This window comes from Fuscibacter oryzae, from assembly GCF_016765795.1.
In the GTDB taxonomy this organism is placed as follows: domain Bacteria; phylum Pseudomonadota; class Alphaproteobacteria; order Rhodobacterales; family Rhodobacteraceae; genus Fuscibacter; species Fuscibacter oryzae.
This window is the reverse complement of sequence record NZ_JAESVP010000008.1, coordinates 110,822-137,186: the sequence shown is the minus strand read 5'-3', so window position 1 is coordinate 137,186 and position 26,365 is coordinate 110,822. Positions and strand designations below refer to the sequence as shown.

Here is a 26,365-nt window from a genome sequence, read left to right as displayed (position 1 = left end):
ATACAAAGCGCGGGCATCGATCTTCACCGGGCTGACTTAGCCGAGTATCGAGTGCCGCCTGCGGGAAGAATTGAGAATTCTAGTCGTATCGGTCGGGCGGATCAGCTGTTCGCTTGTGCTCGCGTGGCCAAACTTAAAAACGCGTCTGACGCACGAGCAAGATTGTCGATATGGGTGGTTTGTGAGCTGAAGCTAGACAATCCAACAGTGGAACTGAGCGCAATTGGCGTAGACATTCTAAGCAAAAATTTGGTGCCATTCAGCGTTCTAGCCCGGTCAATCGGCCCAAACCACCGATCCTCATAATACCGCACATGCCGTGCGCGGATCGGATACTGCCCCTCGGGCAACACCAGCACTTCATCCAGCGGAAACCGCAGCAACTCGTTCGCCGAAATCAGCGGCCGCTCTTCCGACCGCCGACTGACATTCGCACTGTCCTCCAGCGCCCGGATGCGTGACTGACTTTCGGTCACGGCGGTGACGGTCGACCGCCCGAGGGCGTTGGAAAGCACATCGGCCGTGCGGTCATCCTGTGGCGTCATGTAGATCTGCACCCCCGCGCCACCCTGCAGCGACCGCCGACCGGTCTCGCCGTAGATGTCGTCCAAACCCGGAATCGTCTGGGAGATGATAAAGAACCGCCCTCCGAAGCTGCGGATCGTCTTGATCGAGGAGAGGACCAGCGGCTGGCGTCCGAGTTGGTCAAACTCATCCATCAGGAACATCACCGCATGTGGCTCCTCCTGGCCAGGTTCTTTGCGCTGCAGCGAAGCGATGGCATCCGCGAAGAGAAGGCGGACAAGAGGGGCGAGGGTTTTCAGATGCTCGGGCTGGACCACGATGTAGAGGCTCTGTGGCTTTGCTCGGAACGTCGAGAAGTCGAAGTCACTGGCCGATGTCACGCGGTCAACTGCCGGGTCGTTCCAGAGCTCGAGGCCGGAACCCTGGATCACTGATACATAGGCCCCGAGGGTCTTTTCGGGGACGTCGGCCATTTCGAGGAAGGTCCGTGAGACGATCGGGATCTGCGTGTCTTCGGCGATGGTGGTGTAGGTCTTCTTCTTGTCGCCGCCTCCGGCCATGAGTTCGCCCGCATAGCCCAAGGTCGGCCGACGCCTTTCGATGGCATAGAGGCAGGAGGCGATGAAGAGCCGTTTGCCGGCGTTGAAGAAGCTCTGCGCGCTTTCACCCTCTGGGATGAGGAAAAGGTCGGCCATCGAGTTCAGCGCCGTGTACTGACGCTCGGCCGAGGGCAGGGCGGCGATGCGGGCGAGGGGATTGAAGCGGTGCGAGCCGCGCTCGTCATCGAAGGGCGAGAAATACCAGATCGCGTTTTTGAGCCCATGCTGCCGGTGGATCGAGGTTTTGGCGAAGTTCTCACCCTTCACGTCCAGGATGATGCCAGATCCCGTGAAATGCAGAAGGTTCGGGATGACGAAGCCCACCCCTTTGCCGCGACCTGTGGGCGCTATCATCATCGCATGGGGGAAGCGGTCTGGCGGAGCCATGACGAAAGGCGCGTCGGATTTCGGGGAGCCGAGCTTGCCGAAGATGAAGCCGTTCTGGTCAAGGCTGCCGATCATCTTGTTGCGCTTCAGCTCGCGCCTGGTCTGGAAATGCGCGTCGTCATACTGGTTGAGCCGCCCGCGATGGACACCGGCGAGGCCGACCAGCGTGAGGGCAATCGTCACCGCACCCGTGATGATCAGCGCGCCCTGCAAGGTGGCGGGGCGGGCTTCCAAGTCGGCCCAAGGATAGCGGAGGAACCAGAGGCCCAAGGGGCTGAGCGTGTCGAGGTTCTCGCGGAAAGCCACGATGACATAGATCGTGGCCAGCATGCCGCCGATGTAGAGGCCCGTCACAAGACCCAAGACAACAGCGAGCGGATACCGCCAGGCGGATTCAAGGTTCGAAAGCATGGCTGAGTGTCCTTAGAGTTCGTGGCCGTGATCGCGCTCGAGGCCGCGCTCGCGTTGACCGAGGTCAGCCGCCCTTGCCTGGCTGCGCGCCAGATCGGCCCAATGCCCGACGGTGCCAGATTGGCCAAGATCGCCTTCGTTCTTCAACTCGTGGGCAACTGCTGCCCGAAGAGCCGGATCGCGGACTTGTTCGGCGAGGGGACCGAGGTCACCGGATCGCACACGTTCCAGATCTTCCGGCCGCATGCTCTCCTGCATTCGATCGACGATGGCTTCAAATGCCGGAACCTCGGATAGGCGGAGATGCCGGTCGGCGGAAAGCATCTGCTCGCGCGCCACGGCCTCGGTCAACTCCGGCGCGAGATTGAAGGCGGCGAGTTCTGCCCGAACCTCCTGGCCGAGCGCGCGCTCCGCCTCCATCCAGAACACCTTTTGCATCGTATTTGGCTGTTCGGCGATCCAACTCGCCCGCTGGCCTTCGCTACGTTCGGCCAAACTGAAGCGGGCGATCATTTCTTCGACAGAGGTGCCTGCGATGCGAAGCTCGTCTTCTCGGATAGAGAACAGCGCAGTCAGCCGTTCGCCGATCTCGTCGCGAACATGCGCGAGCGTGGCGCGCAGACCCGCATCGAGCGAGATGCCTTCCGTCATACCCTGATCCAACCGTGCCAGAGAGGCCAAGGTCGGGTTGTGATAAGGATCTTCACTGCGCTCGGCAGCGCGAGCGTGTTCCGCCAGCAGCAGATTGTCGGGCGCAAGTTTCAGCGAAGTGCGCGCCTGATCGGCAAAGCTGCGTTCCAGTTCGACCCGCTCAGCCGAGGGCTCCATCGCGCGGATCGCCTCCCAGGCCTCGGTGGCGGAGGCGATCATCTCCGCCCGCGCCGCCTCGATCCGGGCCGCAGCATCGCCCTCGGCGTGAAGGGTGGCATCGGGCATCTGGGGAACTCCTTGTCTTAAGGCGGAAGCAGACGCGCCGAGCGCGGCGGCAAGGCGGGCCATGAAACTTGTGGCGCTTGGTTCAGCACCCGAGGCCGAGGCGAGGCCGGCGATCTGGGCCAGCTCGTCATAGTCGCGGGCAAAGCCCTGCAAGGCATCGAGCCTGCGCACCCTCTCACCATCCGACATTGGCGGCGGAGGAGGCGGTGTGGTCTTGCCGGACGCATGGGCGGCGCGCATCTCGGTTTCTCGCGGCGCATTCTCGATCAGCCCGCGCGACAGCCGCGTCGAGGCGACGATGCTCAGCCCGTGTTCCTGAGAGATCTCGGCGTGCAGCTCGCGCATCACGCCGAAGTTCAGCGCCGCATGGCGGCAGATCGACATGAAGCGGCCCTGTTCGATGCCGTGCTTGTCGACAACGAAATGCGCGTGCAGATGATCGGTGTCCTTGTGCAATGCCGCGACATAGCGCCAGACATCGCCATACTCGCCCGACCCAAAGACGGTCTGACCCCAATCGCGGGCGACAGCCTCTGCCCGGTCGGCGTCCACGCCACGCGGAAAACTCAGGATGATGTGGTCAGTATGGCCGCGCTTCGGCGCGCCGTTCCAGGTTGAGGACCAGGTCTGGGCAATTCGGCCGGTGCGCTCTGGATCGAAGTCACGGTCATAGCCCGCGAGATTGCACCAGGTGCTCTGCACACCCTCTTCCCGGGAGACATAGTCCAGAAGCCGTTTCAACTCTTGCGGCGTGCGGGTGCTGCCACCCACGATACGCTTGACGACGGACTGCCAGCTGCGCGGCGCTGCCGCATTGCGCAGAAGGGCCCGCGACCGCCGTTCCTTCGGCGAGCCAAGGCGACCCTCGGCCCCGCCGCCGCCCGACCGGCCTCGGCGCTTGCCGTCCAGCACATGGCCGAGAACCAGATCTTCAACGCTGGCGCGGGTCATTTGGCTGCCGCCTTCGTCTGTTCCACGACGGGATCAAAGCTGGCACGCCCCTGCGCCTCGGCGATCAGGCCCACGACTTCGTCGACCAGATCATCGACCCGCGCCGCGACTTTGCGGACAAGGGCCGCGTCCCCAGCCTTCCAGTGCAAACGGCCCACGGCTCCGAGTCGGGCCAGCTGGTTGAGGTTGTTGCCCACGGCCGCGAGATCGCGCCGTGCGGCGGCAACAGCCTCGATCTCGGGTGACTGCAGGGCAAGGAGGCTGGTTGCCTGTCTGACAAGATGCCTGATTGCCTCGGAAACCGTCAGGTCGGTTGACCGGAGAGCTGCAAGCAAATGTGCATGTTCTGCCTCCGTCACCCGGAAGTTCAGCTTCACCGCCAGTCGTGTCCCGTCCTGGCGGTCCAGATCCGCCTTCACCCGTGAGACCGTCTGGCGGTGCCGCCCAAGGGCGCGGGCAATGGCCCCCACGGTTTCGCCAGCGGCGAGGTGGGCACGAATCCGGTCGCGGTCGTCATCGGAGATCGTCGAACTACTCATGACATCATTAAGATACTATCAACTCACCACGCTCATGTACCACAGGTCACCTTTCCAGCCAACCGTCCTCACCGGCCGGTTTCCGCTCCTCCGAAGAGGAGCCCGCTTGCGGAAACCGGACAGCCGGTGAGGACTCCATATGGCGTCAGGGGTCGGCGGCTTGCCCGCCGACGGACCGCCCTGCGCCCGGCCACAAGGCCTCCACTTCTGGCGGACAGCGCGCGTTTCACATTGATATTGTTCAGTTTTGCGCCTTTCTTTGACCTCAGCGAGCCAGTTTCCTGACGTGACCGCAGAAAACTGACGGCTGGATAGTTCCGGGACGAGGGAAGGGTGGGGAGGTGCCCCGCGTCGGGCTCTTGCAAGCAATCCAATCAAATCGCAGAGCTTGCGGCATGCCGCGCGAATGCACGGTCCGACTCCTGGAATGCCCCTCTTCGGCCATCACATGCCAACAGGCTCGCCGGCGCGTTGGCAAACATGCAAGCGGTCAATCCTGCAAAAGCGCTGCCTGGCTTCTTGCCCCGCAGTCAGTGGTCCTTGCGGGTAGGCAGGCAGTTTGGCTGGTGTTCAAACCGGCCGGCTTGCAGTTCCTGCTCGATGCCGATGGTCGAGACGGCAGACAACCGAAGCGATCCCGCACTGCAGCGCGTGACCCTGACACTGTCATCAGATCACAAAATCGGTGCGGCCAGATAGCGAAGATGGCCAGAGCCATTACCATATCGGGTAAATAGCCAGGTTTGGGATACAACTCTTTTGACGATGGCATCGCACGGCACCTAGACACCCGCCCTATGCGCTGACGGTACGCCAAAGGCGCTCACACCTGTCTTTGCCGTTTGAACACTGTGAGCGGCAAGGCCCAAGGATGACTGTCCAGTCACATGGACGAACCGCGAGGTGCCAGATGACGCAGGTCATTACGATCGTTCAGACCAAAGGTGGCAGTGGCAAAACCACCACCGCCATGCTTCTGGCCTCGGCGGCGCTCGATGCCGGACGGCGCGTTACGCTGATTGATGGCGATGTGAATGCCCAACTCGGCCGCTGGCGCGACAGTTTCGAGTTGGCGGCCTGGGAGACCATCAAGAAACCGGCCTGGCCCGACGCCCTGTCCATCCAATCACCCCCCGCAAGCGTGGAAGGGCTGATGGCGCTCCTGGATGAGCAAGAGGCGCGCGGCGTCGACCTTGTCGTCATCGACACGCGGCCAGGCACCCATACCGACACTGAAGATTTCTGCCTGATCTCTGACCTGGTGCTGATCCCGGCGCGGCCCGTCTTCGCCGAATGGGAGATGACCCATCGTGCCGTCCTCTGGATGGACGATCTGCGCGCTTCCATCGCCGAGGGCGAGCGCTTCCCCGCAGTTCGGGTGCTGGTGATGGATGCGGGGCCGAAGATCATCGATGCCGCCACGCGGGAAGGGGGTCTCAGTCTTCTGCCCAAGCGCGATCAGGACGTCCTGGTGGAAATCTTGCGCCTCGACCATCTCGATGTGATCGTGCCGCATTCGAAGATCCTGGAGCAGATGGGCTTCCACGGCCCCCTTGGACCGGCAGCAGCGGCCAATGCCCGCGCGCCCGGTGGCAGACTGGTCGCGGATGCAATCACCCGCCAACTCGAGGTCGCGCGGTTGATCCTCGCCGGTGTTGACGAGGTGGTACCAGATTGAGCCGTTTCCGCATGCCTCCCCGTATCGCCCCGTCCCCCGCAGCCGAGGAACCTGGGCAGCAAAACGCGGTCGCCCGGCTTCGTTCTTCGCGTGAAGCGCAATCGCGCCTTTTGGCCGAACGGCGCGATGCGGTCAAAACAGAAGCCGATGTCTTTGATCGTCCCAGTTCAGTTGCAACCGTTGGACTGGCGGACAGGGCAGGAATGTCCGGAAAGAGGGAAAGGGAAGTTGAACTCGCGCGTTCAGGTCAGAAGGCAGAGGTGGATGCGGCGAAGGGCGCGAAGGTGAAGCTGGTTCTGCTCTACCGCGTACCGCCGACACTCCAGCCGGACCTGGCTGTCATTGCCGGGCGGGACGGGGTCACCATGGAGTACATCCTGGGCGCCTTGGCGCGGGAGGCCCGCAAGACCCTGCGAGCCTTGAGCGGGGAGGCAGATATCCGTGGCCTTACGGAGGCCGCGGCGAGCCTCCGGCGGTCGACGGAAGGCGTCAAGCTCTTCGGCAATCCGATGACGGTCTATGTCCGCCCCGAAGCCCTGCAGGCCATGCACCGCGCGGCAGCGGACCCCTGGTGCTCACTGCCACGTGCGACGGTCGTCGGGGCATACTTCACAGCCATCGTGGCGCGCCTGATCAGGGCGCGCCGGGTTGGGTAGAGATCAAAGATGCAAAGCAGCTTTTGCATACGCCCAAGGTCACTCGCAGGCGAGGTTGGGCAAAGGCGCGGTCTCGAAGCTCAGGCTGTCATGGGCAGAGACCACTGCGAATTCTCCGCCCTTGCGCAGGATTTCGACCATCTTGGCCCATTCCGCTGCATCGGCCTTGGCCTGCGCAGTGCTGCCGTTCGAGATGGTGAACCGGGCCTGCTCGCCCGTCTTGGCCAGAAATGCCACGTTGATCGGGGCCTTGTCCTTGGGCAGTGCCACGATCACTGCACCATTCGGTGTTGGCCCGAAGAGACGATCAGGATCGCAGATGATCCGAACGGACCCTTGACCCTGTGTCAGGCTCATAACCGGCAGGCCGCGTTCTGTTGTGGTGGCCCAGCTGTCGAGCGCTAGGGCCGGGGCAGAAACAGACATCAATGTGAAAGCGCAGAGAGCGAGAGACCGAACATGCATAGACAGGGAAACCTTTCGAGCGAATTTCGATGGCATCATTACACTACTATTGACATCAACAGATATGTTTCGACAGGCCTACTGTCCACCGTGTCAGCGCATGTTTTCTACCGGAGGCCCGAGCATGTACGATGAAACCTCTGGCTCCTTGGACGCACGGATCTGGGTCAAGGACGCGGATGGGCCAGTACTGATTGGCGAACGTTTCCGCGGGCAAGACGGCCTTCTGACGATGGCATGGCATATCAACCCCAAGTCCATCTTTGGAGTGATGTGGGTTGAAGACATCATCGACGAGAAGGGCAATGTATCAGCATCCTGAATCGGTAGTGGCGCTTCGATTCAAATTTCTGATTGGACAGGGCAGGGCGGAGGGCACATCCTGGTGACAAGAGGCTTCTATGTCGTGCTATGTGCTCCACCGCGTCGATCCTGATCTGAACATGGCCCGGTTTTACCGGGTCGAGGTGCTTTCAGATCTTTTTGGCGAAGTGGTTGTTGAACGTCGCTGGGGTCGCATCGGGGGCAGGGGGCAATGTCTAGTGGCCTCGTATCCGTCGACCGCGCTTGCGGAAGCAGCGGCTTCCAGCTTGATTCATGCAAAGCAAGGGCGTGGATATCGGCCTGCGGCCTGAACCCAAAGGCGCCGCGATCCAGTCTGAATGCCAATCCTTTGGACCAAACATCCTAGCATTTCTTGGTAAAGCGGTAGGCCTCGACATGGTCAAGCGTTACCAGCCCTTTCATCAGGGCAATCGCAACTGCCTGGGTTGCATTCACCGCGCCCAGAGTTTTCCTGGCGCGCTCGATGCGCTTCTTGATGGTGTCCTTGCTAACCCCGTCCCTGAGCGCAACCTCCTCCTGGCTCAGGCCCTCGGCAAGTCCCTGAAGTGCACTCCGCTCAGTAGCTGCGAGACCGGCATGCTTGCCGACGGCCCACAGAAGATGGTGGAATATCTCGTCCAGCGTTTCGATTTCGTCGTCCGTGAATTCGCGATCAGGGCGAGAGGCGGAGAACAGGCATTTCTCATTCTCTGCGGCGGCATTTCGGGCCACGATCATCACCCCGAAATTAAGATCATATGCCCGAGCTTCATTGAGGACGCGCAGCGAGGTCGCTTTCATCCCGGCGACCGATATCTCGCTCCAACGTTTTGCGCCTGTGCTGACGATGCTCCAGAGAATTATGGGATCGAACATCACGTAGCGCCGGTTGTTGTAGGTTTCGACCCACTCCGCGGGATAGGTCACATGATAAAACTCCGGGGCCATATATCGAACGTTCAGCGCAAGGATATATCCCGAGGGTGCAATCGCGCGGAGGGCTTCGTCAATCTGGGAAAAACCTGGAACGAGACGGGCTAACATAGACATCAAAACAACTCGGCATGAAGCCTTACCATAAAAGGTAAGGCACTGGTGGAAACTCCCCTTTGATGTATTTCCTTCGGCAACACAAGCCAAAGGTGTAAGAATATGTTAGAAGTATCAGTGACTTCCATTGCGGAAGCCCCTGCGCGATGGGATTTGGTGCGCGCATTTCTGGTTCTGCGGCGGCGCGTGTTCATTGATCAGATGGACTGGTCGTTGCGGAGCCACGAAGACATCGAATTCGAACAATACGACACCCTAGGCCACGCCACTTATGTCATCGCGCACGAAGGCGATCGGGTCGTTGCCGGCGCACGCCTGCTGCGATGTGATGTCAGCATCGGCTCAGGGACGGTAAGCTATAGCTATATGATCCGGGATGCCGTGAGAGGTATCATCGATCTGCCGCAAGACCTGTGCTGGGATGAGCCACCAACAGATGCGGAATCTTGGGAGCTTACCCGGCTCGTGTCTGACAGCGCATCGCCTGTCGCGGCCCGCCGGGTCCTTGATGCCGCAAATGATTACATTCGCGATCGGGGAGGCAAACAGTGCCTTTTTCTGGGCGGGCCTGGCTTTATGCGCATGGCGCGCAGCTACGGCTACGCACCCAGGGCTTTGGGAAATGTTGTCTCCAATAGATCTGGCCGGTTTCTGGCCTTTGCCTGTCCAACAAGAGAAACGGAATGGGCCTCCACACCGCAAGATGCACAACACTTGACGATTATCTGATAGGCCCGCTCGCCAACTGGCGCAGCCCGCGAGCACATCAAGAACGAGGTAAAAGATGGATATGAAAACAGGCGCGCGCTCGGCAGCCCCGATGCCGGAAGGCCGTTCAATCTGGGCAGAATTCGAGGAGCGCCGGCTAGAGTTCTGGGTGCTGGTCAGCTGCAATGCAGAGGCAACCGACCAGGAACTGGCAAGACTGCCAGCCTACAATGTGCTCCTTCAGTATGGCCTGACCGCCTACCGCACCATCGGCTCCGAGGCTTGCCGCGTTCTTGCGCTGGCCCTCTTGCACGGTCACCCCGAGCCGCTCAAGGCAGAAGCTGTGCTGCAACGTTTCTGGGCAGGTTTGCTGCCAGAGGGCTCTTTGGGTCAGCAGCTGCCTTTCCATTAGGGAAGGTGCCAACACCGGCTTGGTTCCCGAAGCCAACCATCGATTCCCTGAATCTGGAGTCTGCGCTACGGTGTCCCATTGGAACACCAGTTCGAGGTCCAAGATGACTGCCCATAAGCAGAGCGTGAGCTTCACCAATGCCGATTTCGCCTTCGCCAGGGAGCTGGTCGAGGCCGGCGAATATCCCAATGTCAGCGCCGCGGTCTCTGGTGAAATGGCCCGTGCGAAGGCGGCGAGGGAGCGCGAACTCCAAATGCTGGAAGCGGAGGTGCAACGGCGCCTCGCTTGGCCAGCTGATCAATGGGAACCGGTGGCGGTAGTTGAAACCTTCACATCCTACGCGCGCGAATACCTGGTCCGGCTCAAGTCCGCCAAAGAGAGCCGCGCGAAATCCTGATGCGCCAGAGCAAAGCATCCGCTGGTCGAGCGTGGCCTGATCGGATTCGTGGACCGTATCGTCGAGGTGACGCAGGGCGACTTCGACGCCACCGCACGTCAGCTTGAAAAAATCGACGATCTCATCCGCGACATCGCTGCAAACCCGACGTCTGGCATGCGTCTTGCTGGTTCGCTCGACGGATGGCTGGTCCGGCACGGCGGACGCGGCCATCGCTTGACCAGCGTGTTCCGCGCCGACCTCCAAGGCGACGTGCTTCAGATCGCGCTTGTTGCCTTTGGCGGGCAGGATTGGGAGCCATTGGGTGCGGGGCCGAAAGGTGCAGAGTTCAGAGGCTGCGTTTCTTGCTAAGAACGCATGGACCTTGAAAATCGCACAGCGCCGCTGTATATGCTTATGCATATGCAAGGGAGGCCGCCATGCCGCAACCTCACACCCATGATCACTTGCCGGGCCGGGAAGCCAAGCTCTTCCGCAACAACAAGAGCCAGGCCGTGCGCATTCCGGCAGATTTCGAAATGCCGGGTGATCGCGTGATGATCCACCGGGACGGTGATCGCCTCATCCTGGAACCGGTTCGGCGCCGGAGCCTTCTTGCCGTGCTGGCAGATCTTGAGCCGCTTGGGCCGGAAGATCAGTTCCCCGACATCGACGATACCCTGTTGCCATTGCTCGCGGTCGATCTGTGAGCCGGCTCTACATGCTGGACACGAACATCGTGTCCGACCTGGTCCGCAACCCGCGAGGTCTCGTACTGCGGCATATCGTCAGGGTTGGGTCAGAGGCCATCTGCGTCAGCGTCATCACGGCCGCGGAGCTTCGCTACGGCTGTGCCCGAAAAGGATCAGCCAAACTACTTGCCAATGTCGAAGCCATTCTTGGCAGCATCCAGGTGCTTGCCTTCGATGTGCCGGCCGATGCCGATTATGGCGGGATCCGGGCCGAGTTGGAGGCTGCCGGGAAGCCCATCGGGCCGAACGGCCTTCTGATTGCTGCACATGCTTATTCCCTCGGAGCCGTTCTGGTCACGGCAAACACAGGCGAGTTCACCCGGATACGGGGCCTTCAGCTCGAAAACTGGTTGAGCCAGGCGTAACAAGAGTCTGAGTGACGCATGGCAGTTCTAAATCGGATATTTATATATTAAAATCAACGCATTACTAAATTTCTGATAATGATGATTATGTAATAATTTGGCATTGTTGGTGTGAAGCTGACGGCCTCTGCAGTGGAAACCAATGGCCGGCTCAGCGCCGAAGGCTGCCATCATTCAAAGTGTTTCAGAATGCCGACTAAGCACCCAAAAGCAGACGCCAACACCGACGGTCGCTTTGCTTTGCGCGCTTCACGCCCTCAAGGCCGATGCTTGGCGGCAGATGGACGCCGTTGTCCCCGGTACGGGCGGTCGTTGGTGCTCGGGCGCATCAGGACGAAAAGGGGCGTAACTTCGCGGGGCTCAACAGCGGAATTGTTGTTCTGCGCGGGGCCGAACTCACCTAGTGTCAGCGTATGGCCGATTTTAGCGAGTTTGTCCCGAATATGAGATTTCAGCGACCGAATTTCCCATTTTTTCATCCTCGCGCCGCTGCACTTCAGATGCTCAATGAGGGCCACAGTCGATGGTGATCAAGACCAACAATAGAAAGCCGCCACCGTCCACGGACGTGGACGCGTGGCTCGCAATTGTAAGCGCGAAGCAACTGAGCCAGTTTACAGCCGAGGAGATCATCGCGGCGTTTCAAGATGCCGGGGGACGCGACCGGCATCTTCGGGAACTGATGGCCGGTTACTTGTCGGACATGGTTTACCGAACTCTCCGCCGCCGGGTCGGGCGCAACAGGCCCAACGAGGGCAACGACATCATCGACAGGGTCCATGCAAGCTTCTTTGCCGCGAATTGCGACACGACGTGCGCGGATGCCAAGGGCTATCGGACCGCGTTTGCGTCACGACTACTGTTCCGGCTAAAAGACGCATTGTCGGCGGAACAGCAAGCGGCGGTGATCAAGCCGGGCAGGCGTACCCAGCCAAATGACGGCTCACCGCTCGGGGCCCTTGTGCGAGTTCCCGAGGTCAACCAAGTGGATTCCGATGCGTTCTTCGAGCGCGAAGAACTGTCGGGTGACGGAGTCCAGCGACCCGACCCGGGAATCCTTGCTGGGGTTGACACGATGATCGAAGACATCGACGTGAAGCGTATTGTTGCGCAGGTGATCGACCCGCGGAAACGCCTAGCTTTTCAGCTCCACATGGACTTTGTGCCGATCGGGGGCAAGGCGGCGTTAACGATCGCACGCACCCTTGGCGTAGATCGGAAGACTGTGGAGCACTGGATCGAAGAAGTCCGCGAGTTCCTACTCACACAAGTCCCAGAAGTTCAAACATTGCAGCGGCGCACTACGGGAGAATGATGATGAAGATCAACACGCAAGATCGAGATCAGGTCCTTTACAGTTTTCATGTCGCCTGCCCGGAACCCACGGCCGCCGAGATTTTCGAATGGGTGGGAAGGTTCCCGGCATATGCCGACGATATCCGGGCGCACGCCGCGATTGCGCGCGACTGGGCGGCCCTGAACGACGCTGACGACTTGGCGGCGGACGTGGACGACCAGGCGCTCGCGCGCGCGCGTAGCCTCGCGCTTAACATCATATACAGCACTACGGACGAAGCGGAGCGGGACGACGAACCGGCGGTTGGGTTTTGGGTGCGAATGCAGAACCGAGGCATCAAGGTGTCGGCGATTGCAGCCCGTATGGACATCGCACGAGCGCCCATCGGCGACCTTTTCAATGGTTGGATTGTCCCACCGATTGGTAGGCGGTTTTCGTGCGCCATTATGGGCGCACTTGGACTCGATCAAGTTATGTTCGATCGTGAGGTCAATTATTCACTGGCCCATCCGCGTCTTGGTGAGGCTAAGGCCTCCGGACCACCACAGATCTTACAACTCAGCTATCGGGAAAGCATTGAGAGCAGCGGCATGTCGCCGGAGCGGATGCGGTATTGGCTTGAAGAGGACTAGGGCGTGGATGCATGGATCGATGTTCGGCGAAAGGCGCGCGAGGCCCATCTCGCTGCACTGGGTCGCGCTAATGGCGACCGGCGAGCGGCAGCGCTTGTTTTTGGCGGCTTAGCTGCGGAAGACCTCCAACTACGACGTATCGCGCTCGCGCCCGGCGTACTTGGCTCGCTTGATCGCCTTTCAGAGATCGTGAATGTCGCGACGGGTCAGGAGGCAATAAACGAGCACGTAGTCATCGCGCATGAACTCGGCCATTTCCACCTCCACAAGGACGCGCGGACCGAGGTGCACGCAACAGCGCACGCCCTTGGCGGGGACCCAATTGACAGCGGGGCGGGGCGGGTGGAGGGCTACTCGCCAAGCGAACGTAAGGAAGTCCAAGCGGACGTATTCGCAGGAGAGTTTCTTTGTCCCGCCGACTGGTTGCGCAAGGAATTTGTGGACAACGGGCGTGGGGCCACCGATGTCGCAGCCGAGCTTGGATTGCCAGTGGCGTTGGTCACCAGCCAGATGGCGCGTGCTCTGCTCCTACCGCCGCTTCGCGACGCAGCGCCGCTTCCTGCCACCGAGCTTATCGGCTTGGACAAAAGTCAGCGGGAAGCCGTGGAATGGAATGCCGGTCCACTTCTTCTCGATGCAGGTCCCGGCACGGGCAAAACGCGTACACTCGTCAGTCGCATCACCCACCTACTTGCTCAGAACGTTCGGCCCACCGAATTTCTCGCGCTCACCTTCTCGAACCGCGCTGCGGAAGAAATGCGCGAGCGCATATCTGCTGCCGATCCGGAAGCTGCTATCCAAATGTGGGTAGGCACGTTTCACGCGTTCGGGCTGGAGCTAATCAAGAAGTGGCCCTCCGCGCTTGGCTTCAGCGCATCCGTTCGCGTGCTCGACCAGACCGGTTCGATTGCAGTGCTCGAAGAGAACCTTGAGAAACTCGATCTCGTTCACTTCCAAAACCTCTATGAGCCCGCGTACGAACTTGCCCCGGTTCTGCGCGCCATCTCGCGCTGCAAGGACGAGCTAGTCTCGCCAGACGACTACGCCCACGCGGCGGGAGAGGCGAAACGTGCCGCAAGCGGCGATGAAGCCAATGAAGCCGCAGACAAGATGCTGGAGTTCGCACACATCTACCGCGTCTACGACCAGGCGCTCCGTGAGGCGAATGCCGTTGATTTTGGCGATCTCATTCAGCTCTCGATCACGCTGATCAATGTTAATCCGGATGTGCGGGAGTATGTATCGGGGTTTAAGCACGTGCTCGTTGACGAATACCAAGACGTCAACTTCGCGAGCGCTCAGCTCTTACAGGCGTTCGCTGGCGCCAATCCCAACCTATGGGTCGTCGCAGACCCACGTCAATCGATTTACCGCTTCCGGGGTGCCGAGCCAGATAATGTGGCCCAGTTCGTCAACGACTTCCAAGGTGCGCGTCGTGCGCTGAGCACCAATTATCGCTCAACGCGGCCCATCGTCAGTGCGTTCGAGCGGTTCGCTAATAATGAAATGAATTCGGCAGGAACCTGGAAAGTCAAGCGCACGGAGCCCGGCAGCATCGGAATGTTGGTAGCTCCCTCCGCCCGAGAAGAGGCGGAAGGGATTCGTGATAGGATCGAGGCACTGCGTGCTGAAGGAATAGCCCTTGCCGATCAAGTCATCCTAGCCCGTTCGCACCTGACATTGGCGCGCATCACCGCGCCGCTTGAAGCGATGAATGTACCGCTCCTCTATTTGGGCGACTTGTTTGAACGACCGGAAATTCGCGATCTGCTTTCCCTGCTGGCACTAGATGCTGAAAGTGGGGCCATCGGCCTTGCTCGGCTCGCGGGGCTTTCCGAATACGGCGTGCTGCGTGTCGACGCGCTTGCTCTGGTGAAATGGAGTCGTGCGAATGAAATAGGCGTGTTGGACGCCCTCACCCGGACAGCGGACGTTCCAGATCTAAGCGATCGGGGGCGGGTTGGCCTTGCAAGGCTGGGTGTTCAACTCAGCGGCATGCTCCATGCTTCACCGTGGACAATGCTCACGACGTGGCTGTTTGAGCGCAGTAACTATCTGCGCCCCCTGCTTGTACGACAGGACCCAGCCGCTCAACAGCAACTCGTAGCGATTTACCAGTTTCTCAAGGTCACGGCAGAGTTCGGGGCGATAGGAGAACGGAGCCGGCGTCGATTCCTTGCGCGCATCAGGCGCATCGAGGCACTCAACGAAGACACTGCGTACCGCGCGATCTCCTCGGAAGCGACCGATATGGACGCTGTACGCGTCATGACGATCCACGGCAGCAAGGGCCTAGAGTTCCGCGGTGTGCACTTGCCGGGTATCGCCACGATGTACATGCCAAGTAGCCGAAAGCCAGTCCGCATTCCGCCGCCACCCTCGCTTGCGCGCCTCGCAATGGGTGCCGACGATCACGACAACGAAGAACGATCGCTGTTTTTTGTTGCAATGTCGCGCGCGCGTGACCATCTGGCCCTAAGCCGCGCCGACAGATATACATCGCGGGCGGCGAGCGCCTCCAAGTTCCTCGGTGTGCTCGGCCCGCTTACAACCACCCATCGTTCGCCGACCCCTCAGCCCAGCGGCCAGACAGGTCTCACACGCGCCCTACATCCCTTGGTTGCTTATGCAGCTACCGACCTCGACACCTATATCGATTGTCCCGCCCGATATGGCTATCAAGCCGCAGACGGGCTGCAGGGCGGTCCCGAAGGCTCCGCATATGTCAGTTTTCATGGGTGTGTCTACAGGACGGTCGGATGGATGGAGGCAGAGCGGGCCGCCGGGAATAGCGTGTCCGTTACCAGCGCGCTTGTACGTCTGGAGGCTGACTGGAAATCGAGCGGCCCCACAAAACATCCATTTGAGAAATACTATCGCGGTATCGCGCGGCAGATGATTGAACGCATGGCCGAGACTGTGCTCGCCGAGACGGGACACTACGACCGGCGTGAATGGACCGTTCCGCTCGACGGCCGCTCAATCACCTTGATCCCAGACCGCGTGATCATGGGCGTTGACGGAACTGTCACCGTTCAGCGGGTGCGGACCGGCAAGAAGTCAAAGTCTGAACACAACAAGGCGATCTACGCGCTGCTGCGGCTCGGGGTACGCCAACTGTACCCGGGACGTCGAAGTGTTGTCGAAACCTATTACCTCGCCTCAGGTGAGCGCGTAGCACAGCCCTTCAAGGACGATGGCAAATTGCTAGAACGATACTCTGAGGCGATCGCAAGTATTGAGGCGGGCGATTTTCATCCCGAGGTTGGCCGTAACTGTCCGGGCTGTCCCTACTATCTCACCTGCGGTGGCTAGAGCCTAGCCGACCGCCCCATTTTCTGGCGCTGGCGGCGCTTCCTTTTCAGAGGGTCCAACTGACCCGGAAAGGAAACACCCGATGCCCAACCAAACCATCTTCATCCGCAGCCATGCGCTGCAAAGCGCAGTCGAAGTCGAGATTGCCGAGGCGGCGTTCGTAAGCGATCTGCTGGCCCTCATTGCGAATGCCGGCGTCGAAGTCGACGACGAGACGGTGATCTTCGTCGACGAGGCCGAACTGCCGCACGACATGACGCCGACGGGTTCCGTCGTCGGAATCAAGCAGGGCTCGCATGTGCATGTCACCAAGTGCAAGAAGATCGAGGTTACGGTCAATTATTTGGCCGAGACAGAGACCCACAAGTTCACCCCTGGCGCGCGCGTGCGTCGCGCCAAGGCATGGGCGACCGAGAAGTTCAAGCTCAGTGCCCATGACGCTGCAGAGCACGTGCTGCAGATGTGCGGCACGACGCGCCGCCCGGCGAGCGACACACCGCTGAACGAGTTGACGGATCGCGAAACCTGCGCCGTCTGCTTCGATCTCGTCCCGGAAAAGCGAGTGGAGGGCTAAAGCATGAATCTGGTGATGCCGCCAGATCGCCTGCTGCTGGAGGCCGCGCTCGCGGCCTCCAGCTTCCGTGCGGGCGAGTTGGAAGGTCGCTGGCGCATCGTCGCCATGACCTGGCCACACGCCTTGATCGCGGTCAGTGCACCGCCGAACCCAAATGCACCGGCGGAGTTCGGCTTCCGCTTCGATTGCACCGGGTATCCGCAGCTGCCGGTCAGCGCGCAGCCCTGGAACCTGCAAACGAACGGGCCACTCGCACCAAAGGATTGGCCCGCCGGGGGGGCCATCGTCGCGTCGGTCTTCCGGCCGGATTGGCGGGAGGGACGGTGCCTCTACTTGCCCTGCGACCGTCTCTCGATCGAGGGGCACCCGGACTGGATCACCGTCCATCCGAGCCGCCTGTGGAATCCGACCCGTGGGATCGTTTGTTACCTGGAGCAACTCTATGACCTTTTCCATCAAAGCGACTATTCGGGCATTCGTGGCGCCTGATCATCGGCTGTCGATGCCGCACGCGATGTGGCGCGTGATGCTCGCCGAACTGCGCCGCCGGGGTGGCGGGAAGACGGAAGCCGGCGCATTTCTCTTGGGCAGGGCCGAGGGGAATCGCCGGAAGGCGACGTCGATCATCTACTACGACCAGCTTGATCCCGCCGCGTACTCGTCCGGCGTCTGCGTCCTGCACGGCGATGCCTTCGCCAAGCTCTGGGCGTACTGCCGTGACCATGAGCTGACCGTGGTGGCCGATGTACACACCCATCGAGGCGCGGCTCACCAGAGCGGCAGTGATCGCAAGAATCCGATGGTGGCGCGTGAAGGCCACATCGCGATCATCGTCCCGGATTTCGCGGCGGAGCCGGTGGAGCAAAACGCGCTCGGCATTTTCGAGTATCGCGGCTCGCACATGTGGTTCGACCGCACCGTGGCGAACGCCAAGGGCTACTTCTATTATGGGTTTTGGGCATGAGGATGAGCAACGAGATAAGCGCAGAGAACCTGCACCGGACCGCAAAATATTTCATGGACAGCGGGCGCGCCGACACCTACGCCGCGGCGCTTACGATGCTGGAAGGCTTCAGCCTGGCAGTACATGTCGGGGCCGACATCGAGACATCGCGCGCCAAACAAGTGGCTGTACTGACGCTGGTGAATCTAGCGCACCGGACGCTTCTCGGAGGGGTTACGGTCGTGGGCGTTCCGGATTGCCAAAGCCTCACTGCGCTGGCCCAAGCCAGCAAGCTACGGGACGCCGTTGCAGAGTTGGGAGGCAGATGCTCCGACACATCCCCCGGCAACTTGCCGGTCGCGGTGATTGGCAACGCGCTCTCTGTGCCGACAGGGGTGCCGGCGTGGCGGATGACCTGGGAGGGGTGGCGAGGCGGCGTTGCACCGTTGCAGCATGGGGTGAGCCTTGCCGACGATGAAAATTTCGCGCTTGCGCCGATGGTGGCTGCTGCGTGCTGCGTTGGCGAGGTTTTCAGCTATCTCGCAGACGATCACCCAATGGCCGGGCACCGCGCTACCGGCCTTTCGCTGTGGCGGCCTGAAGCATCTTGGCACGATGTGGATCTGGACGAGCCGGTGATTGAGTTTCTGCCGTCGCGCTTGTGGCTGATTGGGCTTGGCAATCTTGGCCAGGCATTCTGCTGGGCACTAGCTGCCCTGCCATATGCCAACCCGTATGAGGTCGAGTTGATGCTTCAGGACTTCGATACACTGGCCGATTCTAACGTCAGCACCTCGCTACTGACGTTTCCTGCTACGGTCGGGCAAAAGAAGACTCGGATGGCGGCCGCTTGGCTCGAGACACGCGGATTCAAGGTGGTGATCGAAGAGCGTCGCTTCGGCGCATGGACGGGGCGTGATGCCAGTGAACCAGGAGTCGCGTTCTGCGGTGTCGACAATGCACTAGCGCGTAGCGCGCTGGAAGATGCGCTCTTCGATTTGGTGGTCGAGGCCGGGCTCGGTGCCGGTCCCGATGGCTTCCGTGGCCTGTCGTTGCACACCTTTCCCGCGTCGCGCTCTGCGCGGTCGATCTGGTCTGGCGTAAACGTGCCGGCAAGCGGCGATCTTCACCTGCCCGCCTATGCGACCATGGCTGCTGACGGGATGGACGAATGTGGATTGGCCACACTCGCCTCGCGAACTGTGGGCGTGCCGTTTGTTGGGCTGCTGGCAGCAGTTTTGGCGGTTTCGGAGTTGTTACGCCGACTTCATGGGGGCAGCGCCTACGAGCTTCTTGCGACCGCGAGCGATTCACTTGACGATGTAGCGACCATCATCATGCCTGCGCCTGTTTACAGCCACGGTCACGTTTCCGCTCTGCCAATGGCCCCCGCTAGGTGAAGCTCGCCGGGTTTGGGGCGATGGACGGCCACGTCGCCGATGTGCTGGCGGGTCTATGCGTTCCCACGTGGGCGACAGACAATGACTTGGCGCCGCGATGCCGGCTGGCAGTGTTTGACCAAAGTATCGCGTGGCGGTTTGGCCAGACGCGGCCGTTTGCGGGCAGTCTGACAAACGACTGAAATGGGGGCGCGAAGCGAACGTTCCTGACCCGCGGCCTTCGGGGAACCCAAACGGAAATGGCGCTCTCGGTACTGGCTTACAACATAATCCGCAGCATCAGCCTTCGGCAGCCACCGAGATGACGGGGAAGTCTGACGCACGTCGAAGGTACCCCGTCGATGACGAGGCACACTCGAGTTTTCACACGGCCTGTTACGCGCTGCCCGTCGCCATGCGGTAGACCGGGATGCCCATCTTGCGGGCTTTGTCAGCCAGATTGTCCTGGATGCCGGTGCCCGGGAAGACCACGACACCGATCGGCATGCAGTCTAGCATCTGGTCGTTGCGCTTGAAGGGCGCGGCCTTGGCGTGTTTGGTCCAGTCCGGCTTGAAGGCGACCTGCGGCACTTTGCGGTTGGAGGCCCAGGTGGCCGCGATGCGCTCGGCGCCCTTGGGTGAGCCGCCGTGCAACAGTACCATGTCGGGGTGTTTGGCGTGGATCTGATCGAGACGGTCCCAGATCAGCCGGTGATCGGTTGTGTCCCCGCCCGAGAAGGCAACCTTGGGTCCCGGAGGCACCAGGCTCTCGGTCTCCGCGCGTTTCTTGGCGGCGATGAAGTCGCGGCTGTCGATCATCGCGGCGGTCAGGTGGCGATGGCTGGTGCGCGAGCCCGAGCGCGGTGACCAGTGCGTGCCGGTGGCTTTGAGGAAGAGGTCGGCGGCGGTTTCGCGGAAGAGTTCCATGCTCTCGCGCCGGTCGATCAGGCCCTGGCCGATGTCGATCAGGGTTTCAAGCTGGACGGATTTCACCTCGGAGCCGTCCTGTTCGCGCTGAAGGCGTTTCTGCGATTGCTCGTTATCGTCGAGCTTGGTCTCGATCCGCTCGGCGGCGCGGTGGAAGGTGTTGACGGTCGACCAGAGGATCTCGTCGAGGTCGAAATCGAGGCTGGTGTCGGCCATCGTGGAGATCAAGGCGTCGAAGATGTCGGCGACGGCGGTCTGGATGACGTGGTCTTGGGGCGTGATCCGGGGATCGGCCTCGCCCGCTGCGGGACGGTAGCCATAAAGCTGAAGGTCCTGGATCATGGTGTCGGTCGGCGAGGAGGTGTGATCAGGTTCGAATTCGTCATGGGCGTACATGGGATGCTCCATCGTCTGGACCGCGACCGTCGCGGCCTTCATGGCGACGAAAAGCCGACAAGCGGTCCGGTCTGGCAGCCCGAGCCTCTTGCGAGGGCCTCGATGGCCAAGCCCGACTATTTTGCCTCGCGATGCAAAGGCGGCGAGACGGGGTCCCCGCGCGATTTGTCGCGTGGGGTGGATCGCCGCCGGCGGAAAATAGTCGGGCGCCGCCATTGCCTGACCGGACCGGTTGTGGGCCGCTCGCCCTCTAGAAGGCCGAGGCGCGGTCCCGCTGATGGAACTGCAGCCTCGTATGCCCGTGATGAGATCGGACCTCTGGGATCACCCGCTGCGACGGGTCACATGATCCTGCGTCAGGAAGTGACTGACGTCCTCTGGCGCGAGTTGCACCCGGATATGCGCCCGAAGTGCATCCAGACCGCGGGTGGTGAGATCGTCGTTGAAATCCCCTGAGCTTGGCGAGAGCGTGATGGCCTCGATCCCAACCTCGTGGGCCCGGGCGACCAGGCTATCCCTTGCACCGTCCCCCGCCGGATCGTTGTCGCGGACGATATAGAGCCTGCGCAGATGTGCCGGAAAGAGGAGGGCTGCGAGATGTCCGGCCGACAGCGCTGCAGCCATCGGCATTTTGGGCAGGGCCTGTCGGAGGGAGAGCACGGTCTCGATGCCCTCCCCCGCTGCCATGACCTCTTTGGCCACCCTGAACCGGACCGCGTGGCCGAGCAAATCCCCCATCGCCTTCCGCTGTGTGTCGACAGGAGCCTTTGAGCCGCCATCACGCGCAAGCCAAGTGCGGTGCACACCGGTGACCTTGCCTGCATGGTCGGTGACGGCAGCGATCATGGCGGGCCAGGTCTCGGTCTGATCCTCGCCCTGCCCCCGATAGTAGCAGTTGGGGTGGAACTTCAGGGCGCTTGTGTCGCGGAGTTCTGTGATGCCACGGGACCGTAAATAGGTTGCAGCCAGCGAACCTTTGAGCGGACTGGACATACTGAGGAGCCGCCGCGCCGCTTCCGACGATCCAGAGAGTGCGGGGGCGAGCTTCGGGGTTGGGGCGTTTGGGATCGGTTCCAGCTGCGGCAGGCTAAGGAAGCGCCGGGCCTCCTCGAGCACGTCGGCGAAGTCCCTAAGCCCGAGACTTTCGCGGATCACGTCGAGGAGATCACCGTGGCTGCCTTCTGATGGATCCTGCCACTTGCCAGCGGCACCCTTGCCTGAAGCGGGGCCGGTGAGGCGAACGAACATCGAGCGCCCTGCCGTGTTGCGGACATCGCCAACCTGCCAGTAGTTGCCCTGTCTGCGCCCGTTGGAAAGATAGGTTCGACAGACAGCCTCGGCCTGTTGGCCAAGGCGCTGCGCCAAATCTGCGGCATCAATACGGGACATCAGGCAACCTCACGCTCAGAAATGCGGGAGATAGGCCAAAGGTTGAAGAGCTTGGCAAGCACACACGCGCCATCAGATCCAACCGGCACAAAGAAGCGCAGTTTCCACGAGATAATTTCGCTGAAGAGGCCGTAGGCCCTCAGCCGTTCGCGCATTCCTTCGGTGAACCCGGTCAACTCGATCCGGTTCACCCCCATCACGCGGGAGCGGCGCAGTTGCAGGCCCTCTGTCAGATCGATGATCGTCTTGCCCTCGATCAGTGCGGCATAAGCCTGATCGGCGGAAAGGTTCGGCACCCCTGCCCCTGTCGCCGTCGCTGCCCAAGCGGGCGAGACCCTGCGGCCGATGATCCGCTCACCGTCATCGGTCTGAAGGCGATAGACGCGGGTTTCGTCCTGGGGCAGGCGCTTCCAGACTGGCAGGAGAAGACCCGAGACGACGTGCAGTGTGCTGTCGGTGAACTCTGGCACTTCAGCCACCTCGGCATTCCAAGCGGCGACAAAGGTGGGGCGGTCCGTCTCGACCCATTGCGTACCACCCATCAGGCGGATGGCTATGTTTTGGCTTTCCGTGGGCCTGATCAGCCGCACCCGCCGTTCGATCTCGCCATCGTCCAGCATCAGGCTGGTGGTGGGCACCTGCACTGCCGCCCGGCCCGAGCGGGTGTTGATCATCAGGGCAGCGCGGGGGTCGTCGAGTTCGGCGAGAGCCTCATCCAAGAGTCGCGGCCGGTTGCGGCGGCGTTCCGTGATGGAGAGAAGCCGTGTTTCTGCGCCGGTGGTCGGGTGGGTGTAGATCACCTGTCGGTCGGTGACGCGGAAGCTTTCGGCGCGGAGCGTCTCCAGCCCGAGGTCGTAAGTGCCAGAGGCCATCGCCCCGTCAATCCGGGCTTCAAGCAGTTGCTCGAAGGCTGTGAAGAGAATGCCCTGCATCTTGATGGTTAGGGCCAGGAGGCGGTTCAGGAACGTGGTGATCGGCGGCAGGTCATCCTTGATGCCATTGCTGTCCATCAGCTTCAGGCCTGTCGCCGCTTCGAAGCGCTGCAGCGAGCAGCCTTCAATCTTGCCGCGCACGATCAGAAGGTAAAGCTGGCGCAGGGCGTCGCGGGCATAGAGGCTTTCGAGATTGTCCTCGGGCCGAAACAGCCCCTGCCCTCCCGTCTGGCGCTGGCCGCGGGTGATCGCGCCCAGCGTATCGAGGCGGCGAGCAATGGTGCTGAGGAAGCGCTTCTCCGCCTTCACATCGGTCGAGATCGGCCGGAACAGCGGGGGCTGCGCTTGGTTGGTCCGGTTGGTGCGGCCAAGGCCCTGGATGGCAGCGTCCGCTTTCCAACCGGGCTCCAGCAGGTAGTGGACCCTGAGCCTCTGGTTCTTGGCCGAAAGCTCGGCGTGATAGCTGCGCCCGGTGCCGCCGGCATCGGAGAAGATCAGCACGCGCTTCTGATCATCCATGAAGGCGGAGGTTTCGGCAAGATTGGCCGAAGGCGCACGGGTCTCGACCGCCAGTCGCGCTGCAGGGCCTTCGCCCTTGCGGATAATGCGGCGAGAGCGGCCTGTGACCTCCGCAACCACTTCGGTCCCGAAGTGCTGGATCACCTGATCGAGCGCGCCCGGAACGAGTGGCAGCGATCCGAGCTGTTCCAGCATCTCGTCGCGCCGGCGAACAGCCTCGCGGCATTCGACCGGCTGGCCATCGCGGAACACCGGGCGCGACGACAGGTTGCCCTCGCCATCGGTGAAGGGCTCGTAGAGCTGCACCGGGAAGGAATGCTGAAGGTAAGAGCCCACATACTCACGCGGAGTGACATCAACTGTCAGGTCATTCCACTCCTCGGTCGGGATTTCGGCGAGGCGCCGTTCCATCAATGCCTCGCCGGTCGAAACGATCTGGATGACGCACGCCTGGCCCGCCGCGAGATCGGCGGTGATCGACCGGATCAGCGTAGGGGTCTTCATCGAGGTCAGCAGATGGCCGAAGAAGCGCTGCTTGGTGGATTCAAAGGCCGAGCGCGCGGCGGATTTGGCCTGCCGGTTCAGCGTCCCATCGGACCCCGTGATGTTGGCCGCCTCCATCGCCGCATCGAGGTTGTTGTGGATGACGGCGAAGGCCCCCGCGTAAGCATCATAGATGCGACGCTGCTCCTCAGTCAGCTGATGCTCGACCAATTCGTATTCGACGCCATCATAGGAGAGCGATCGTGCCGTATAGAGGCCGAGGGCGCGCAAGTCGCGGGCCAGAACTTCCATGGCCGCAACGCCCCCGGCCTCGATGGCTTCGACGAATTCTGCGCGGGTGGCGAAGGGAAAATCCTCGCCGCCCCAGAGGCCGAGCCGCTGCGCATAGGCAAGGTTGTGAACGGTCGTGGCCCCGGTGGCTGAGACATAGACCACCCTTGCATCAGGCAGCGCATGTTGCAGGCGCAGGCCCGCCCTGCCCTGTTGCGACGCCTCGACATCGCCGCGCTCGCCCTTGCCGCCGCCCGCATTCTGCATGGCGTGGCTTTCGTCGAAGATGATGACCCCGTCGAAATCGCGGCCCAGCCAGTCGACGATCTGGCGGACGCGCGAAACCTTTTCGCCGCGATCATCCGAGCGCAGCGTCGCATAGGTGGTGAAGAGGATGCCCTCCGACAGGGTGATTGGCTTGCCTTGGGCAAAGCGCGAAAGCGGCGTGACGAGAAGCCGTTCTTGGCCAAGCGCCGACCAGTCGCGCTGCGCGTCCTCGATCAGCTTGTCGGATTTCGAGATCCAGACCGCCTTGCGACGCCCGCGCAGCCAGTTGTTGAGAATAATCCCGGCCGACTGGCGGCCCTTGCCAGCGCCGGTGCCATCGCCCAGCATGAAACCGCGGCGAAAACGAACCGCGCCCGAGGCGGCTTCGGCCGCAGCGCTGACGGTGTCGAAGGTCTTATCCATGGTCCAGCTTCCGGCAAGATGGTCGGAATGGGCCTCTCCGGCATAGATCACAGTCTCCAGCTGGGCATCGGACAGCCGTTGGCAGATGTCGGCAGGCAGCAAGGGCCGATAGGTCGGGTGTGGCGGCGCAACCGAGGCCATGGCTGCCGATTGCACCAGTTTGGTCGGATGCGGCACGGCACCGGGAATCCGGACCGATTGCAGGCCGTATTCTTCGTAAATCGCATCTGACAGGCGGGCGGCGTCGGAGCGTGCCGCGTCAATGGTCTCATAGACGAGTTCGACGGCGGTGGGGGATGAAACCGGCTTGCGGACGGCGGGGGCGGCATTGGCCCGAGCGAGATAGCCGCGGACTGAGCGCGCAGGCGAAGTAGGTGACGGCGGTTTCGGCAATTCGACTGTAGGACGCGGCGGCACACGGTCGGCAATCCAGCCGAGCAGAGTCGCAACGTCGGGCGCGATACCGGGAGAGGCGGGGAAGCGCGTGGGATCGTCGGCGGGGATCTTGTCGATCACCGTCAACCGTGTTGGAAACGTCGTGCCATGCCGCGCATAGACCGAGCCGTCGATCGCCGCCGAGAAAACCACGCGCGCCCTCGCCTGCAGCCCGACATAGGCATCGCGCCAGGCAGGCATGTCGGGACCGAATCCGGCGCCCGTGATCGTGACCAAGCGCCCGCCGGGAGCAAGGCGCGAGAGAGCGGAAGCGATATGCCGGAAGGCGGCGTCCTGAACTTTGCCGGTGACATTTGCCATCGCGGAAAACGGTGGGTTCATCAGGACGACCGACGGCACGGCCGCAGGATCGAGGTGGTCGTGAATCTGCGCGGCATCGAAGCGGCTGATGGAAAGTGCCGGGAAGAGGGAAGCGAGTAGGTCAGCCCGGGTGTCGGCCAACTCGTTGAGGATCAGGCTGCCGCCCGAGATTTCGGCGAGGATCGCCATGAGGCCAGTGCCTGCCGAAGGCTCAAGCACCACGTCGTCGTGGCCAATCGCGGCAGCAGTCAGCGCAGCGAGCCCCAGCGGGATCGGTGTGGAGAACTGCTGCAGCGCCTGGCTCTCCTCGGAGCGGCGTGTGTGGCTGGGCAGGAGGTCGACAATCTTGGCAAGGGTGGCCAGCCGCGCTGCAGGTGCGTCGGCTTGGCGAAAAATCGCCCGACCGTACTTCCGCAGGAAGAGGGCTGTCGCGACCTCGCAGGCCTCATAGCTCGCCTTCCAGTCCCAAAGGCCGGAAGCGTCCGAAGCGCCGAAGGCAGATTCCATCGCCGTGCGCAGCATCGGGGCGTCGACCCGCTTCCCGCGTTCAAGCGAGGGTAGCAAAAGGCCAGCCGCAGCCAGGATAGCAGTAGCCGAGGCGACCGGCGCTTGCGCCAAAGTCGCCGGGGAAAGATCGTTCATCGGGAATTCCTCAAGAGAGCTGGAACGGGTCAGGCCCGATCAGTGCTCTCTCTCACCCGCCGGACC

General features: G+C 61.8%; 25 protein-coding genes. 17 read left to right on the top strand and 8 right to left on the bottom strand.

The genetic code is table 11. The annotated features are described in order from the left end of the window. Window positions 1–101 precede the first annotated feature (101 nt). From JI744_RS15585 to JI744_RS15575, 3 genes are read right to left on the bottom strand one after another with little or no spacing between them, the layout of a single operon-like run. Window positions 102–1,922: a type IV secretory system conjugative DNA transfer family protein gene (locus JI744_RS15585; protein WP_202662055.1), complete on the bottom strand. Its 1,821-nt coding sequence runs from the start codon at window positions 1,920–1,922 to the stop codon at window positions 102–104. Between the two features lie 12 nt (window positions 1,923–1,934). Further along, entirely contained in the window at window positions 1,935–3,809 is a 1,875-nt protein-coding gene (locus JI744_RS15580) for a relaxase/mobilization nuclease domain-containing protein (protein WP_202662054.1), read from the bottom strand. Next, complete coding sequence (locus JI744_RS15575; RefSeq protein ID WP_202662053.1) at window positions 3,806–4,348, bottom strand: helix-turn-helix domain-containing protein; 543 nt, start codon at window positions 4,346–4,348, stop codon at window positions 3,806–3,808. The genes JI744_RS15580 and JI744_RS15575 overlap by 4 nt, the downstream gene beginning before the upstream one ends. Before the next feature lie 910 nt (window positions 4,349–5,258). Between JI744_RS15575 and JI744_RS15570 the strand changes: the two genes are divergently transcribed. After that, the gene (locus JI744_RS15570) at window positions 5,259–6,026 is read left to right on the top strand and encodes a ParA family protein (protein ID WP_202662052.1); all 768 of its coding nucleotides are present in this window, start codon (window positions 5,259–5,261) and stop codon (window positions 6,024–6,026) included. Beyond that, window positions 6,023–6,682, top strand: a complete 660-nt coding sequence (locus JI744_RS15565; RefSeq protein WP_202662051.1) for a hypothetical protein — start codon at window positions 6,023–6,025, stop codon at window positions 6,680–6,682. Before JI744_RS15570 ends, JI744_RS15565 begins: the two co-directional genes overlap by 4 nt. A gap of 39 nt (window positions 6,683–6,721) precedes the next feature. On the opposite strand, the gene JI744_RS15560 is transcribed toward JI744_RS15565, so the two are convergent. Further along, window positions 6,722–7,108 (bottom strand): hypothetical protein, encoded by a 387-nt coding sequence (locus JI744_RS15560; protein WP_202662050.1) that lies wholly within the window; start codon window positions 7,106–7,108, stop codon window positions 6,722–6,724. Between the two features lie 163 nt (window positions 7,109–7,271). Here JI744_RS15560 and JI744_RS15555 point away from each other — a divergent pair, with 163 nt between their 5' ends. Both JI744_RS15555 and JI744_RS15550 read left to right on the top strand, forming a co-directional pair. After that, window positions 7,272–7,469, top strand: coding sequence for a hypothetical protein (locus JI744_RS15555; protein WP_202662049.1), 198 nt, complete (start codon window positions 7,272–7,274; stop codon window positions 7,467–7,469). 79 nt (window positions 7,470–7,548) lie between these two features. Continuing rightward, a complete protein-coding gene (locus JI744_RS15550; RefSeq protein WP_202662048.1) occupies window positions 7,549–7,782 on the top strand; it encodes a WGR domain-containing protein in 234 nt (77 codons plus the stop codon). A gap of 52 nt (window positions 7,783–7,834) precedes the next feature. Here the strand turns inward: JI744_RS15550 and JI744_RS15545 are convergent, their stop codons facing one another. Then, complete coding sequence (locus JI744_RS15545; protein ID WP_202662047.1) at window positions 7,835–8,521, bottom strand: helix-turn-helix transcriptional regulator; 687 nt, start codon at window positions 8,519–8,521, stop codon at window positions 7,835–7,837. Window positions 8,522–8,623: 102 nt separating this feature from the next. Here JI744_RS15545 and JI744_RS15540 point away from each other — a divergent pair, with 102 nt between their 5' ends. The 13 genes from JI744_RS15540 (at window position 8,624) to JI744_RS15480 (ending at window position 19,295) form a co-directional block, all read left to right on the top strand. Then, window positions 8,624–9,250: an acyl-homoserine-lactone synthase gene (locus tag JI744_RS15540; protein ID WP_202662046.1), complete on the top strand. Its 627-nt coding sequence runs from the start codon at window positions 8,624–8,626 to the stop codon at window positions 9,248–9,250. 55 nt (window positions 9,251–9,305) lie between these two features. Then, a complete protein-coding gene (locus JI744_RS15535) occupies window positions 9,306–9,641 on the top strand; it encodes a hypothetical protein (RefSeq protein ID WP_202662045.1) in 336 nt (111 codons plus the stop codon). Window positions 9,642–9,744: 103 nt separating this feature from the next. Beyond that, a complete protein-coding gene (locus JI744_RS15530) occupies window positions 9,745–10,038 on the top strand; it encodes a hypothetical protein (protein WP_202662044.1) in 294 nt (97 codons plus the stop codon). A gap of 48 nt (window positions 10,039–10,086) precedes the next feature. After that, on the top strand, window positions 10,087–10,389 hold the full coding sequence (locus JI744_RS15525; RefSeq protein ID WP_328757411.1) for a type II toxin-antitoxin system RelE/ParE family toxin: 303 nt from the start codon (window positions 10,087–10,089) through the stop codon (window positions 10,387–10,389). 68 nt (window positions 10,390–10,457) lie between these two features. Then, entirely contained in the window at window positions 10,458–10,727 is a 270-nt protein-coding gene (locus JI744_RS15520; RefSeq protein ID WP_202662043.1) for an antitoxin, read from the top strand. Window positions 10,728–10,738: 11 nt separating this feature from the next. Then, entirely contained in the window at window positions 10,739–11,134 is a 396-nt protein-coding gene (locus tag JI744_RS15515) for a type II toxin-antitoxin system VapC family toxin (RefSeq protein ID WP_202662042.1), read from the top strand. Between the two features lie 523 nt (window positions 11,135–11,657). After that, entirely contained in the window at window positions 11,658–12,449 is a 792-nt protein-coding gene (locus JI744_RS15510; protein ID WP_202662041.1) for a hypothetical protein, read from the top strand. 2 nt (window positions 12,450–12,451) lie between these two features. Next, window positions 12,452–13,063 (top strand): hypothetical protein, encoded by a 612-nt coding sequence (locus tag JI744_RS15505; RefSeq protein ID WP_202662040.1) that lies wholly within the window; start codon window positions 12,452–12,454, stop codon window positions 13,061–13,063. 3 nt (window positions 13,064–13,066) lie between these two features. After that, window positions 13,067–16,378, top strand: coding sequence for an ATP-dependent helicase (locus tag JI744_RS15500; protein ID WP_202662039.1), 3,312 nt, complete (start codon window positions 13,067–13,069; stop codon window positions 16,376–16,378). Window positions 16,379–16,460: 82 nt separating this feature from the next. Further along, window positions 16,461–16,952 (top strand): hypothetical protein, encoded by a 492-nt coding sequence (locus JI744_RS15495; RefSeq protein WP_202662038.1) that lies wholly within the window; start codon window positions 16,461–16,463, stop codon window positions 16,950–16,952. A 3-nt stretch (window positions 16,953–16,955) separates the two neighbouring features. After that, window positions 16,956–17,441: a DUF7665 family protein gene (locus JI744_RS15490; RefSeq protein WP_202662037.1), complete on the top strand. Its 486-nt coding sequence runs from the start codon at window positions 16,956–16,958 to the stop codon at window positions 17,439–17,441. Further along, entirely contained in the window at window positions 17,395–17,916 is a 522-nt protein-coding gene (locus tag JI744_RS15485) for a Mov34/MPN/PAD-1 family protein (protein ID WP_202662036.1), read from the top strand. Before JI744_RS15490 ends, JI744_RS15485 begins: the two co-directional genes overlap by 47 nt. A gap of 2 nt (window positions 17,917–17,918) precedes the next feature. Next, window positions 17,919–19,295, top strand: coding sequence for a ubiquitin-activating E1 family protein (locus tag JI744_RS15480; protein WP_202662035.1), 1,377 nt, complete (start codon window positions 17,919–17,921; stop codon window positions 19,293–19,295). Between the two features lie 375 nt (window positions 19,296–19,670). On the opposite strand, the gene JI744_RS15475 is transcribed toward JI744_RS15480, so the two are convergent. From JI744_RS15475 to JI744_RS15465, 3 genes are all read right to left on the bottom strand, one after another. Then, entirely contained in the window at window positions 19,671–20,597 is a 927-nt protein-coding gene (locus JI744_RS15475) for a DUF2493 domain-containing protein (protein ID WP_202662090.1), read from the bottom strand. A 324-nt stretch (window positions 20,598–20,921) separates the two neighbouring features. Continuing rightward, the gene (locus tag JI744_RS15470) at window positions 20,922–21,986 is read right to left on the bottom strand and encodes a DUF7146 domain-containing protein (protein ID WP_202662034.1); all 1,065 of its coding nucleotides are present in this window, start codon (window positions 21,984–21,986) and stop codon (window positions 20,922–20,924) included. Then, complete coding sequence (locus JI744_RS15465; RefSeq protein WP_202662033.1) at window positions 21,986–26,299, bottom strand: strawberry notch family protein; 4,314 nt, start codon at window positions 26,297–26,299, stop codon at window positions 21,986–21,988. The genes JI744_RS15470 and JI744_RS15465 overlap by 1 nt, the downstream gene beginning before the upstream one ends. Window positions 26,300–26,365 lie beyond the last annotated feature (66 nt).